Annotated in this window: 9 protein-coding genes and 4 pseudogenes; 12 read left to right on the forward strand and 1 reads right to left on the reverse strand. The window is 60.1% G+C overall.

The genetic code is table 11. From position 1 onward, the window contains the following. Window positions 1-234: 234 nt before the first annotated feature. The 7 genes and pseudogenes from ACZYOF_RS37415 (at window position 235) to ACZYOF_RS37445 (ending at window position 8,797) form a co-directional block, all read left to right on the forward strand. The gene (locus ACZYOF_RS37415; protein ID WP_463718903.1) at window positions 235-846 is read left to right on the forward strand and encodes a hypothetical protein; all 612 of its coding nucleotides are present in this window, start codon (window positions 235-237) and stop codon (window positions 844-846) included. A 98-nt stretch (window positions 847-944) separates the two neighbouring features. Beyond that, on the forward strand, window positions 945-1,517 hold the full coding sequence (locus ACZYOF_RS37420) for a hypothetical protein (RefSeq protein WP_463718904.1): 573 nt from the start codon (window positions 945-947) through the stop codon (window positions 1,515-1,517). Next, window positions 1,501-2,038 (forward strand): annotated as a pseudogene (locus tag ACZYOF_RS37425) (IS5 family transposase); the annotation flags it as partial. The gene ACZYOF_RS37420 and the pseudogene ACZYOF_RS37425, both read left to right, overlap by 17 nt. A 386-nt stretch (window positions 2,039-2,424) precedes the next feature. After that, the gene (gene ltrA, locus ACZYOF_RS37430; RefSeq protein WP_463718905.1) at window positions 2,425-3,900 is read left to right on the forward strand and encodes a group II intron reverse transcriptase/maturase; all 1,476 of its coding nucleotides are present in this window, start codon (window positions 2,425-2,427) and stop codon (window positions 3,898-3,900) included. A 107-nt stretch (window positions 3,901-4,007) separates the two neighbouring features. Further along, window positions 4,008-4,886 (forward strand): annotated as a pseudogene (locus ACZYOF_RS37435) (IS701 family transposase); the annotation flags it as partial. A 492-nt stretch (window positions 4,887-5,378) separates the two neighbouring features. After that, window positions 5,379-5,528, forward strand: coding sequence for a hypothetical protein (locus tag ACZYOF_RS37440; RefSeq protein ID WP_155255602.1), 150 nt, complete (start codon window positions 5,379-5,381; stop codon window positions 5,526-5,528). Between the two features lie 353 nt (window positions 5,529-5,881). Beyond that, complete coding sequence (locus tag ACZYOF_RS37445; RefSeq protein ID WP_463718906.1) at window positions 5,882-8,797, forward strand: Ulp1 family isopeptidase; 2,916 nt, start codon at window positions 5,882-5,884, stop codon at window positions 8,795-8,797. Window positions 8,798-9,104: 307 nt separating this feature from the next. On the opposite strand, the pseudogene ACZYOF_RS37450 reads toward ACZYOF_RS37445, so the two are convergent. Then, a pseudogene (locus ACZYOF_RS37450) lies at window positions 9,105-9,562 on the reverse strand (transposase); the annotation flags it as partial. Between the two features lie 58 nt (window positions 9,563-9,620). On the opposite strand from ACZYOF_RS37450, the pseudogene ACZYOF_RS37455 reads away from it, so the two are divergent. The 5 genes and pseudogenes from ACZYOF_RS37455 to ACZYOF_RS37475 form a co-directional block, all read left to right on the forward strand. Next, a pseudogene (locus ACZYOF_RS37455) lies at window positions 9,621-10,150 on the forward strand (ISNCY family transposase); the annotation flags it as partial. A gap of 239 nt (window positions 10,151-10,389) precedes the next feature. Beyond that, window positions 10,390-11,433 (forward strand): IS110 family RNA-guided transposase, encoded by a 1,044-nt coding sequence (locus ACZYOF_RS37460; protein WP_463718907.1) that lies wholly within the window; start codon window positions 10,390-10,392, stop codon window positions 11,431-11,433. Window positions 11,434-11,684: 251 nt separating this feature from the next. Next, on the forward strand, window positions 11,685-11,864 hold the full coding sequence (locus ACZYOF_RS37465; protein WP_463702904.1) for a hypothetical protein: 180 nt from the start codon (window positions 11,685-11,687) through the stop codon (window positions 11,862-11,864). A gap of 102 nt (window positions 11,865-11,966) precedes the next feature. Continuing rightward, window positions 11,967-12,572, forward strand: a complete 606-nt coding sequence (locus ACZYOF_RS37470) for a hypothetical protein (RefSeq protein WP_463718908.1) — start codon at window positions 11,967-11,969, stop codon at window positions 12,570-12,572. Between the two features lie 75 nt (window positions 12,573-12,647). Then, window positions 12,648-13,700: a prolyl oligopeptidase family serine peptidase gene (locus tag ACZYOF_RS37475; protein WP_463718909.1), complete on the forward strand. Its 1,053-nt coding sequence runs from the start codon at window positions 12,648-12,650 to the stop codon at window positions 13,698-13,700. Window positions 13,701-13,847: the final 147 nt, after the last annotated feature.

Raw genomic sequence — 13,847 nt, forward strand, 5'->3', positions numbered from 1 at the left:
GCGTAATGTACGAAAATAATCCGCCCTGATCCGAAAAAGCGCCCCGCATGCGAACCCCCGACGATCCATGATCGATATAGAATCATCAATCGCAGCCCCTGACGAGGGCTTTTTCAGCAGACTGCTAAGTCAGGCCACGCTATAAAGTCAGCCTCAGCCTCGTTCTCTTCTAATACGCGGATGCCTGCGGGGCGACCATCAACGGGACCCCAGCGAACTCTCTGTGAGACGATCATGCTGTTTGCCATGACCGAGAGCCTACAACATCCGTGTGATTTCAGGGTGAATTGTATACATCCGGGCCGCGCTAGGTTCGCATGCCCGATGGAAATGATATCTGTACTTTCGCCATCGTCGAAACCAAGCCGATTGGCACGCCAATTGCTGGAATATGCTGAGGAAGAACACCAAGATAGCCGAGAGGATTCTATGTCAAACCCTAATTGGTTCTCTTGGTTGAGTTTTCCATTTTTCGCGCCACTCAGCGGGTCGGTGGTGCAGGACATCGCACCGAATTTTCACCGGCAAGTCGATAATGACGTAAGTGCTGAGATTGGCTTAGCTGAACAGCTGGTCATTCTTTGCAATGCCGTTAAAGAGCTTAGGGCGATGCTCGTAGGCATCGAGGAGACACCAGGCGCGAAGCTCAAGATCGCATCCGAGGATGTAACAACAGCAATGGGGCAGCTCGCAGGGATGGAAGCGAAAGTAAACGAGATCAAACAGCGTCATAGCAAGGCCGCCGATCTGGAAGCTGAGCGCGCGCTAGATCGCCTGAAGGAGGTTAATCCGGAGGGATATGAGACGTTCATTCGTAAGCGCGAGAACCGCGCGAGCGCTGGTTAGAGCGCGAGCTCAACCAGCGACTGATGCCGCAACTCTTCTCCCACGCACCTGCCTTCAGATTCGAGGTACGCTGTCAGCATGGTAAAACGGATTGGCTCGTGCAGCTTGTCGATGATCGGGGCGATCGGTTTTGCGATGTGTGGTTTGGCGTCAATCCCGACGACGGCTGGGCCTTTGATGGATTGGTGCACTTCGGAGACCCCGATGCCGATCCGCACGTCTGGCAGAGCTACCAACGCTACTCGGATGGCACCTATCGGCGGCTGCCTTCATTCGCATCCAGCCTCGATCAGTTCAGGCGAGCGACTAAGGGATCATGGCAATCGGCCCCGTGCTATACTTCCAGGATGGCTAAGAAGGAGTCCGATTTCGACAAGCTTGCTCGACTTATCAAAGAAGAAGGTGAGGATATTCGAACAGAGATTCGTAACGAGATCGGTCGACTGGAGAAGAAAGTCGACGCTGGCTTCACCCGCATTGATCGCGAGCTTAGTGAAATCCACTCGGAATTGAGAACGCTTCGTCACGACCTCGATGATCTTCGACGAGAAGTCGAGAATATTTCCGGCTACCGCAAGGGGATAGACCACGCACTCGAGAGAATCGCAGCGATAGAAAAACATCTCGGAATTGGCAAGAAGGTGGTTGTGACATTGGCAAGCGATCTTTGAAGCGCTCGCCCGCGGCGGCAAGGACGGCGTGACTTTGTCCATCGACTCCACCTCGATCAAGGCGCATCGCTCGGCGAGCGGCGGAAAGGGGGGAGCATGAACAGGCGATTGGCCGCTCGCGCGGCGGGCGGACCACGAAAATCCACGCGCTGAGCGACCCTGATTGCAAACCTTGCGCATTTCATCTCACTCCGGGCCAAGATGCAGATATTGCCGCAGCGCCGGCCCTTTTGGACCTCGCGCCGCCAATGTCTGCCCTCATTGGGGACAAAGGCTACGACGGCGACGGCTTTCGCGCCGAAATCGTCAATCGTGGTGCGAAGCCCGTCATTCCAAACAAATCCAACAGGGTGACCCTCCACAACTTCAGCATGCGCGCCTATAAAGGGCGCAACGTCATCGAGCGTTGCTTCTGCCGGCTCAAGGATTTCCGGCGTGTCGCAACTCGTTACGACAAACTCGCCAGAAACTTCTTGGCTGCCGTCCACATCGCCGCAGTCGTCGCCTATTGGATCAATTGAGTCTGAACCCTAACATTACAGTTGGTGCGCCGGGAGACCGGCAAGGAGTAGGTGGTGGAAGTCCACGACGATGAAGGAGTAGCGACCCACATCGGCCCCGAGCCGTGCGCAGGCATCCGCGAGGATGTCGGCGAAGCGTCGGCAGGGGAGCGCACAGGCCAGCCATTGAGCCGCGAAAGAGTGTTTTCCCGAGAGCCGACGCTGTCAACTGAGCGGAAGGCAACACGAAGGGGTGCGATATCGCGAGCGCCCAGTCGTTTCGGCGTGGTCGCAGACCCTGGCATGTGCAGAAGCTTCTTGTACGGGAACCGGGAGGTCTCTTGGTCGGCCAGATGCTCGCTGAGCAGCCTGGTCCGCGGTGGGAAGGCGAGGAGCCATAGCCGCCGATGAACGATCAGGAGAAGTCTGACTCGGCCATAGTAGCGACGAAGTCGCCGAATAAAGCCGGGGCTCCGGTGGCAGAGGCGATGGAGCCAAGGGCTGGGACCAGGAGGAACGCGGGACAGCAAAGCACGCACCGGACGCAGACCCGGGCTCGCGTGACCCAGGCGCTGGACCGCGTACGGCAAGCGGCAAAGCTTGGGAAGAAAGAGCGGTTCACGGCGCTTCTCCACCATATCAACACTGACACGCTCCGGTTGGCGTTCTACGCGCTCAAGCGCAAAGCAGCCCCCGGCGTGGACGGTGTGACATGGCAGGACTTCGAGACAGACCTGGAGCCTCGGCTTGAGGATCTGAACGCTCGGGTCCACCGAGGAGCGTATCGGCCCCAACCGTCACGCCGGACGTATATCCCGAAGGCTGACGGCCGGGAGAGACCGCTGGCGATCGCAGCTCTGGAAGACAAAATCGTCCAGGGCGCGACCGTCATGGTGCTCAACGCCATCTACGAAAGCGACTTCGTCGGCTTCTCCTACGGGTTTCGACCCGGCCGGGGGCCACATGATGCGCTGGACGCCCTGGCGGTAGCGATCACCACGCGGAAGGTGAACTGGATAGTTGACGCCGACGTGCAAAATTTCTTCGGAAGTGTGAGCCAAGACTGGCTGGTCCAGTTTTTGGAGCACCGCATCGGCGACAAGCGCATCATCCGCCTGATCCGTAAATGGCTGAAGGCGGGCATCCTCGAAGACGAGGTCGTAACCGTGGACGACAGGGGCACGGGGCAAGGATCGGTGATTTCGCCGCTGCTCGCCAACGTTTACCTGCACTACACATTCGATCTTTGGGCCGAACGCTGGCGACGGCAAGAGGCTCACGGCGATATGATTATCGTGCGCTACGCCGATGATCTGGTGGCCGGCTTCGAGCATGAGGACGACGCTCGCCGTTTCCTTGATGCGATGCGTGAACGGTTTGAGGCATTCGCGCTGACGCTCCATTCGGACAAGACCCGCCTGATTGAGTTCGGTCGCGATGCGGCGGCCAATCGCAAGGCACGCGGGCTCGGCAAACCGGAGACGTTCATGTTTCTGGGCTTCACCCACATCTACGGTAAGTCACGTCGGGGGAGCTTCCTGCTCCAAAGGAAGACCCGTCGCGACCGTCTGCGGATGAAGCCTCAGGACATCAAGGGAGAGCTGCGGCGTCGAATGCACCAACCGATCCCCGTCCAGGGTAAATGGCTGAGACAGGTCATCACCGGCCACTTCGCCTACTATGCGGTTCCTGCAAACGGACGGGCGCTTTCAGCCTTCCGCTATTATGTGACCGACCTCTGGCGACGAACGCTTCGGCGGCGTAGCCAACGAGACGGCTTCACTTGGGATCGTATGACGAAGTTGGCAGATGATTGGTTTCCTCAACCCCGTATCCTGCATCCCTGGCCCCAACAGCGCTTCGCCGTCACACACCCAAGGTAGGAGCCGGATGCCTTAATTGGGCCCGTCCGGATCTGTGCGGGGGGCGCTCAGCAATGAGCGTCCCTACCGCGAGCAATTGATTGAGGGTTCTGAATCCATGGGTGACCATGATTCGGGATCTGATGATTGGTGGTGCGTCGGTTGAAGATACGCTGACGCTGTGGGCTTCCTCGTTGCGAGATGCCAAGGAACGCATCCGTCCGCTGTTGACGCAGGAGCGGGTCGCGGCCTCGGCGTGGCAGTTTCTCGACGGACTGTTGGGTAACGAGCCGCGCAAGACGGGTTGGATGCGGGCGGAGGCAGCTGGCGATCCAGGCCCGTGGCGCCAGCAGGCGATTCTGGGCCGAGGGCATTGGGATGCCGACGCGCTGCGCGACATTGTGCGTGAGTACGCACTGGAGACGCTTGGCGATGAGGACGCGGTCCTGGTCATCGATGAGACCGGCTTTTTGAAACAGGGCAAGGCCTCGTGCGGGGTCGCACGCCAGTACACTGGCTCGGCGGGCAAGATCACCAATTGCCAGATCGGAGTGTTCGCCGCCTATGTGTCACGGCATGGCCATGCCTTCATCGACCGGGCGCTCTACCTGCCAAAAGAATGGACGGACGACTCCGCTCGCCTGAAGGCAGCGCATGTACCGAGCGATGTGAGCTTTGCGACGAAACCCAAGATCGCGCGTCAGATGATCACTCGCGCGACCACGGCCAACGTGCCGTTCTCGTTCGTGGCGGCGGACAGCGTGTATGGCATTGGAGAGATCGAAACCCTGCTGCGCAAGGCGGGCAAAGGCTATGTCCTGGGTGTTGCGTCCAATCATGTGTTCCGCTCCTGGGGCAAGCAGCGGCCTGTCGCCGGCACCGCCGCCGCGATCGCGCGGAGCCTTCCCAAAAAGGCCTGGCGCCGCCTGTCGTCCGGCGGAGGGACCAAAGGTCCGCGCTGGCACGACTGGGCCTATCTCGAGCTGGCCGATCTCGAAGCCAGTGAATAAGCCCGCTGCATAAGCCGTCGCCAGCACGACGCGATTGCGCATCCCTGTAACCGCGTCCAGGAAGCGCTCGATCTCTTCGGCACCAAGGACGAGCGGGAGCTTGTCGGGCTTCTGGCCACCGATGATCCGCTCGAATGCTTCCGTCTGCCCGAGTGTGACGCCGTAGAAGAACCGCAGCGCGCAGGCCACCTGATTGATGTGGGACCACGAACGCTTTTGGCCGATGAGATGCAGTTGATAGGCCGGACCTGCTCGAAACTCAGCCGGTCCGGTCGGCTAAACTTTGCGATCGCATAGATATAGGATTGCTGAGTCGACGGCGACAGATTGCGGACCGTCATGTCCTCGATCATGCGTTGGCGAAGAGGGCTCATCGTAGCCATCTGGGTCTCCTGTCTTGAGAGGGGTGGTGCGAAGACCAACATCCTCTCAGACAGGACACCTCAGTTCAGCAGGCTCCTCCCCACTCCCGCGTAGCGGGTTCGTTCAATGAGTGATCACGATGGCCTGGAATTGGTGATCACCATCGTCTGGAACACGCAGCGGCCCAACGAGGCCCAGCTTCCGGCAAAAATCAACGCGGTCGCCCGTTGGCTCGTTGTGGATCCGTCTGAGGCTCGTCAGCTTCTCAACAGCTAACGTTCCTAGCATGAGACGTGGACGGCGGGCCAACGCAAAGCCTTCAAAGGGGCTCTTGGCTTGCTCGGAATGCAAATCGCAAGCGTTACATAACTGACGGACGGCGTGTGGAAGAAGCACTCAGGGTAAGCTGACCTGACGCGTGATATCGGTCGGGCCTTGCGTCCGACAAGGCGGCGACCAGTAAGGCTGAAGGCGCTCGGACTGGGTCGTGCGACGATTGCCGTTCGGTGGCTTTGTTCTGGTTGTCGACTTTGACCTTTGCCTCTCTCAGGTTGGATGCTCTGCGGCCCGTGCATCCGAGCTTAGCTTTGGGTTGGCCATGAAGATTTATCTCATCTAGGGAGATTAGTGTGGAAACGAACGATATTGGATGGCTTAATACGGACGGTTGGATGCAGGAGTACGCGGCCCTGCAAGAGCAGCAGCGGGCGAGACAACAGTCGGACAACATGTCTGAACATCCGGCGGGCTTTGAGCAGCAGCTGGCCGAGCTACAACTCAGGTCCTCTGATGAGAGCTCCGGTGACCCTAGTTCGTCTGATGCTAGTTCGGCTGATAATCACGCTGCACAGGCGCATGGAAGAACCCAGCGCGCTAATGTCGGGGGTTCGGTGCCATCGCGGTCCAACCTGCGGGATAACTGGTTCAGCAGCACGCACTACAGCGTAGACCTCCCTCGCGCTCACCTCGGCGGCTCGGCTGCGGAGGCATCGCGGTCTGACTTGCGTGACAGGCTGTTCAGCAGCACTCGCTACACCGCGCTGTCGGAAGCGCAGCCTGCGGCCCGGACGAAGAACAGCAAAAGCCGGGGACTGTGGTCGCGTGTTAAGTCAGCGGTCGGCAAAGTCTTTGGGGGGAGTCGTCGCGAGAAGTCGTCTGGGGGCGCGGCGTCGTACGTGGTGGTCCATTCAGAGCTTCGCATGGATTTCGCCAAGCGGCGCCGCGCGATTGAGCCCTTTGAGTCAGACACGGTGCTTATTTCCAGGATTATGAGGGCGTCCGTCGGCAGCAGCACGTTCAACACCGCTCAGAGGCATGCATCTCATTTACGCAACTTCAGTGCCTGGCTTAACGAGCACCAGAGAGGTTCAATTGCCGACCGGCTGAACCAGCATGGGTTGGAGGACGATGCGCGGGACTATGCGCAGGACGTGGACCCCGCTGGAAGCAAAAACATCAAAGATCAAATCATTGAGGCGTTGGAAAATCTCCGGCACGCCGATCTCCCGCCAGCTGAGATCACAGATGACGAGAGGCTTATTTCCGAGTTCAAAGAGGCGGGCAAATCCGCCGGCTGCGGCCGCTCTACTGTTAGTCGGTGGGTGCACAATCTGCATAATTTCCGCACCTGGCTTCGGCCCACGACCTTGACGCTGTCCAGCTTGCTTGACCGTCCTGATGAGTTGAAACGACTTGCGACACTCTATGTGGAGGAGGGTGGCAAAAAAGGTGTCCATCCGGCGTTGACAGTGCTTCAGGAGTCCCACATCGCGAAAGCCGAGGGACGCCCCGCAAATTTCAATCTTCACCCACAACAGCGCTTGGCTGAGCCTCCTGCCGAAGACAAGGCGATCATGGAGAGGTTCAAGGCAGCAGCCATGCAGGCCGGGGCTCACTTACCCACGATTGACGACAATCTGGTACATTTAAAAAAATTCGCCAACTGGCTCCGTGAAAACAACAAGGAGCCATTGGCTCCCCGCTTTCGAGATGAGGCGCTGGCGGACGATATCGATGAGTATAAAGCGCAAGGTAACGACCCTAACGACCGTCTTCATTCGTCGCTGACGAATCTCCGGAGGCTTGGGTCGGGGGAAGAAAACATCCAACAGATCGGGCCCGGCCCGCGTCTCATGGGACACCGCCTCCTAAGCCCCCATCCCGAAGACGCCGGCGTCATCGACAATATGTTCGTTCAAGCCCTGCGTAACCTTGGAGACTCGACTTCCGAGCAGAGGCAGCCTTTTCACGAAACGGCTAGCCGGCTTCGGGGTTTCAGTGACTGGCTCCGAAGGGAGGATAGGAGCAGCATAGTTGGCCGACTCAGGGGGACTGGGCAGCAGCACGCGTTGGACGAAGATGTTAAGAATTTCAGGAGGACCAAAGCTTCGGCAAAGGTGCATGAAAAAGATTTGACGATGCTTCGGAACTACCTACAACTCGTCGAGGCAAACAAAGCGTTGGGTGTATCCCTTCCTCAGCAAACGGTAGGCCCGTTTGGGCAGGCCGACTTGCAGGAACCGGCTGGCTCGAACTCAACCTGGTCCTGGATGCGAGATTTGCCGACGCCGCCGTCCGAAAGTGAGTGGCCGCCGATGGTAGGCCCGTTTGGGCAGGCCGGCTTGCAGGAGCCGGCTGGGTCGAGCTCAAGCTGGTCCGTGCAACCGCCGTCCTACTTCGACTTTCCAACGCCGAGGGGCGAGCCGGCTTGGTCCTCAGACGTCTATCGCGATCTCGATTCTTTCACTGGTCTGCCGTCCACACCGCAGGAGATGCGTGACGACGCCCAGTCAGGGCCGGTGCTCAGCCCTGCCGGCAGACCCCCGTTCTTCATCGGGCCATCAGGCATGCCGCAAGAGCCGGCTGGCTCGAGCTCAAGCTGGTCCGTGCAACCGCCGTCCTACTTCGACTTTCCAACGCCGAGGGGCGAGCCAGACGTCTATCCCGGTCTCGAATGGCTGGGTGACGAGCATATCCAGCGGGACTACGAGCTCCTGTCGCAGGAGTTGCAGCGCACCAATCCAAATCTCGCCGCGCGAACCCGGTTCGTGGATCCTCTCAATGCCTATATGGTACGAGAAGGTACCGATGACCAAGCGCTCCAGCGCATTATCTATGATCGAAATAGTAACGATATAGCCGACTTCCTGTTCTTGCCGGTGAACGATAGCAACCCGCAGGACCAAGAGAGACACCTCCTGTCCCTGCAAGGGAACGATGCCAGCGCTAGGGACCGCGGGGGCGTCGGCTCCCATTGGTCGTTGCTGCTGGTGGACCGCCGCAATCGCGACAGGCCGGTTGCCTACCATTACGACTCCGCCCAGGGACACAATGCCAGACCTGCAGCAATGCTCGCAGCGCGGGTAGGAGCCGATCTGCAAGATGCCCCCATAAGCCAGCAAAGGAACGGCTATGATTGCGGTGTCTTTGTGGTAGACGGTACGCGGGAGCTGGTCAGACGGCTCGCGGGAAGGCGGCAGGCAGATCTGAGCCTCGGCAGCCTCGTAGTTGATCGGCAGGCACTTCAGAACCGACTAAGGGGCTGATGTCGGCTTCAACTGAATAGCGCGCCTGATTGAAGTGCAACTTCTCGCCCATCGAAGCTCCGGCGCGTTCGCAGAGCACGAAGGTGTGTCACAATCGGGGAGCGCAGCTTGAGCTAGGGCTGTTTTGCGAGATAGCGAAGCAGCCCGGCCGGCAATGATCTGACGTTCCGGCGCTCGTCATAGCTGTCATGAAGCTCTCCGGTATTATGATGCCCACAGCTGGGACTAAACGACTAGTCGTACTGCGTCATAAATTGTGGCGAGAACATGCGCACTGCGGTTGGAACGGCACAACATGGGCATCGAGCCAGAGTGGCGGCGAGCGCGACCACAGACGGTAGGCCACCGGCAGGCTGGCGTGGCGATTGGCAAGCGATAACGACACCGCGACCTGACAATTGCTGGCCGCAATACTGCCGCGCTACCCCGACCGAGTGCCGCCCTTGCTTGGGAAAGCCGGTATCGTCGATGATCCAGGCTTCGATTGGCCCGTGACGCTCTATCGCCGGCAGCACCAGTTCGCGCACCTTGGCCAACACCTTCTCGTCCGACAAAATGTAGTAACGATTGGTGCTGCGCCGCCGTGCGCTCAGGCGCCGTCACCGCCGCCATCGGCTCAACGCTCTTCCGCTCACATGGCAGCATCAAACCCGCGCAATAGTCTCGAAGCGGACCGGCGCGGTCCGCATGGCCAGTCACGCTCGTCAGCCCCTCGACATACGCCGCAAAACGCGATGCACTGCCGTCTGATATCTGGTGACCCACGCTCAGCTCTCCACATGCTGAAATGAGAATCTCCCAAATAACTGATTCTAAATCGCAATCACCCGCGACTCCGCATCAGCGCGTGATCGCTGAAGTTCGCACATCCGACGCGGTTCGTATCCACCTGCAAGAAATCTATGCTGGGCTGGATCCGGTCGTGCTGTTGCGGGACATCAGGGCTGCCCAGGAATCGCTGGCAGCGCTTGCCGATATAAAGCCGGCTACCGAAAACTCCATCGAACCACAGTCAATCGAGCGCTTCCTGGCTAGCTTGCGAACGGCCTGGAAGGATGGCGGAGTACGGCCGACAGACCGACCGGTCGTGAAGGCAAAGAGAGAACGTCGCCGCCCGATCCGCTCATTCGGGTGACTGCGGAACTGCGAACCTGGTTCGAAGCTGAGCCGTGGCGTACCGGCAGCGAGCTTCTTGGCAAGCTGCAGGCCGAACATCCCAGCGCCTATCCTGACAAACTTCTGAGAACGCTTCAGCGCCGTCTTAAATCATGGCGCAGCGAGCAGGCCAACGCGCTCCTGTTCAGCACCACGAATACGGCACTGCAAATTAATGATGACGCGGCGACACAATGAAGCAAACGATGCCCGGAGGAGGCCGGTCGTTGCGCAATCTGACAGCTCCACGACCGGCCTCCTCCTCCATTCGGTCCGGGAGCAAAATAGGTGAGGCGCCGACTGGGCCTTCGGGAACATTGCTACATGAGGCAATACGCGCTCTCATCCTGATTTGATGTGGTGGAACGGCCCGCTCCGACAGCATCATCGTGCTAAAACGTGGTCGTTATTCGAAAGCCACAAGGAGGAACCGTTCCATGAAACAGATTAGCACCATCGGGTTGGATTTGGCGAAGCACATTTTTCAAGTTCACGGCGCGGGTGGCGATGGCTCGCCGGTGTTGAACCGGAGACTACGGCGCAGCGAAGTTCTGCGTTTCTTTGAGAAGCTGCCACCATGCCTGGTGGGGATGGAAGCCTGCGGCAGCGCCCATTATTGGGCGCGCGAGATTGCAACTTTCGGTCATCAAGTGCGGCTGATTCCGCCGGCTTATGTCAAACCCTTCGTGAAGCGCGGCAAGACGGATGCGGCGGATGCCGAGGCCATCAGCGAGGCCGTGACTCGCAAGACCATGCGCTTCGTTCCGATCAAAACGGCTGAGCAACAAGCCGCAATGATGGTCCTGAAGAGTCGCGCACTTCTGGTGAAACAGCAAACGCAGACTATCAACGCCCTACGCTCGCATCTCGCCGAGTTGGGCATCATTGCCGCCGCTGGCCGGACAAAGGTCGAGGCGTTGGTTGCAATCGTACGGGACGTAGCAGATGTCCGCTTGCCTGCGGCAGCGCGCGTCGCCCTGACGGCAGTTGCCGATCAGATCGAGGCCCAGGCGGACCAGATTGACAAGCTCGAGCGAGCCATTGTTGCTGCGGCAAAGACCGACAAGGACATGCGCCGACTGACTACGATCCCCGGCATTGGAGCCATTACAGCGGCGACCATCAAGGCGCTGGTGCCAGATCCCGGCGGCTTCAAATCCGCTCGTCACTTTGCTGCCTGGCTGGGACTGACGCCACGACAGCATTCGAGTGGGGGCAAGGAGCGGATGGGACGCATCTCGAAGATAGGAAACCCCGAACTTCGGAGCCTCCTCGTTCTTGGGGCGACATCCGTCCTGCGAATTGCCCGGAAGGCCGATCGGGCGCGGCCGTGGTTGAGGGCGCTGCTCGCCAGACGTCCGTACAAGGTGGCAGCGGTCGCGCTGGCCAACAAGACAGCGCGAATTGCTTGGGCGCTCTTGAACAAGGGCGGGATTTACCGGTGTCCGGAGACGCTGGCGACGACTACGGCTGCCGCTTGATGCATACAGCAGCTGTCAAAGAGATCTGACCGGCGCAGGCCGGCAGAGGGCAAGGCGCAATAACAGGCGATGAACCCACGGGACGAAATCCCGGCATGAGTGAGGCTGGCGCGACAATGCGCTTCAAGCGCGTCTGATTGATTAGCCCCTTGTGTCGCGGACTTCATCGAGGCCAGCGGTCATGCGCCGCGCTTTACAGGCCGTATACATGACGGCACCGCTCCCATGTGTGAAGTCGACTGAGAAAGCTCTTGCGCCCGCGGGCCGTTCCATACACGATCCGCTGGTCGATCCAGCAAATCCGCCGCATCGCCATGAAGCTCGCCCAGCGGCGCATCCCGCACGCCCGCGTCCTCGCATGGTCGTTCTGGCGCAGGGCTCATCAGGCAACTGCGCGCAAAGCCCATCTCAAGAAAAAATTACAACTGTAATGGTAGGGGAAGAACTGGGTTTTTCGAGGCGGCAGCTGCCTGCCCCCTGAAGGGCGCCTGTGCCTGGCCAAACTATCAGACGGCGGCAAGGACGCGGCGTTCGTGCGCGAGTTCGACCGGAACGCCAAAGCCTTCGTCACGACCGGCTTCGACCTTCCGGAGGGAAAGCAGAACGTCAGCTGGGTCGACGGGGACACGATCCTCATCGCACGAGATTGGGGCCAAGGGACCATGACGAAGGCCGGCTACCCTTTCGTCGTGAAAGAGCTCAAGCGCGCTCAGCCGCTCGTTCAAGCGCGCGAGGTTTTCCGCGGCGAACCGACCGATGCCAGTACGGTGCCATTCGTGCTGCGGGACAGTGAAGGCAAGGTCCATGCGACCGGGGCCATGCGCGCCATCAGCAGGTTCGAGCAGGAGTATGTGCTTTTCGGGCCCAAGGGGCCGATCAAGCTCAACCTGCCAAAGAAGGCGAACATCGGCGGCATCGCCAGTGGCCGCCTGCTTGTGACGCTCAACGAAGACTGGGCGCCATCCGGCGACAGTCGCTTCGCGGCCGGCTCGATGATCTCGTATGACCTGGACGAATGGAAACAGGATCCGCTCAGCGCCAGGCCGTCACTGGTCTTCCAACCAGCGGCTCGGCAGGCGCTCGGCGGCTTCGCGGCCACCAGGAGCCTGTTGATCCTGACGATCCTCGACAATGTTTAGGGCAAGGCGTTCGTCTACAAGTACGATCAGGGGACCTGGCGGGCCACCCCGATCCCGCTCCCGGAGAATGCGAGCGTGAGCCTGCAAGCCGCTTCCGATGAAACGGAGGAGGTGATGTTCGCCGTCTCCAACTTCCTCAGGCCGACGTCGCTCTACTACTTCGACGCCGCAAGCCAACGCCTCGAGCCACTGAAGATGGCACCTCCGCAGTTCGACGCGTCCCAGCATATCGTGGAGCAGTTCGAGGCAACTTCGCGCGACGGCACCCGGATTCCCTACTTTCTGGTGCGGCCCCCGAATGCGAGGTTTGATGGGTCGACCCCAACCCTTCTCCATGGCTATGGCGGGTTTCAGAAGCCGCTCCTGCCGTCCTATGCGGGGGTTATGGGGAGGCTCTGGCTCGAGCAGGGCAATGCATATGTCGTCGCGAACCTGCGCGGGGGCGGCGAGTTCGGGCCGCTATGGCACGAGGCTGCCCAGGCGGCAACGAAGCAGCGGACATGGGATGATTTCATCGCCGTTGCAGAGGACCTGATCCGCCGGAACGTCACCTCTCCGCGCCGGCTCGGCGTGGTCGGCGGCAGCCAGGGAGGCCTGCTGGTGGGGACCGCAATCACCCAGCGACCCGACCCCTTCAACGCGGCGATCGTGCAGGTGCCGCTGTTCGACATGCTTCGGTTCACCAAGCTGGGCGCCGGCGCCTCCTGGACCGGCGAATATGGCGATCCCGCCATTCCCGAGCAGCGCGAGTGGCTCGAGGCCTACTCGCCCTATCAGAAGCTGGTCCCGGGCAAGACCTACCCGGTCCCCTTCATCCTCACGTCCACCAAGGACGACCGCGTGCATCCGGCGCATGGCCGCAAGGCAGCCGCCAGGCTCACTGCGCTGGGCCAGCCCTATTTCTACTATGAGAATATCGATGGGGGCACAGCGCCGCCGCCAATCTCACTGAACATGCACGCCGCATGGCACTCGAATACACCTATGCATTCGGACGGCTTGTGGATTGAGTCAGGTCCAGGAGCGGACTCGCTAAATCGACAGTTGCAGACGGCAGCCGATCAACATCAGCCCGTTTGGTCGCCGAGATCATCGAGCGGGCCGCGGCGGCGCGCCCGGATCCTTTGAACGGAACGCCAGCCCGTTTGATCGTAAGCGGTAAGAGCTCCCACGTTCGCAGTGATCAGCGGGCGCGTGCGTAGCGGATCGGCATCCAGTATTGGCGCAGCGCCTCGACGGCCGCTGGGATATCGAGGTGGGCATTGCGAAGAAAGT

It is taken from the genome of Bradyrhizobium sp. LeoA1Lang (assembly GCF_055413685.1).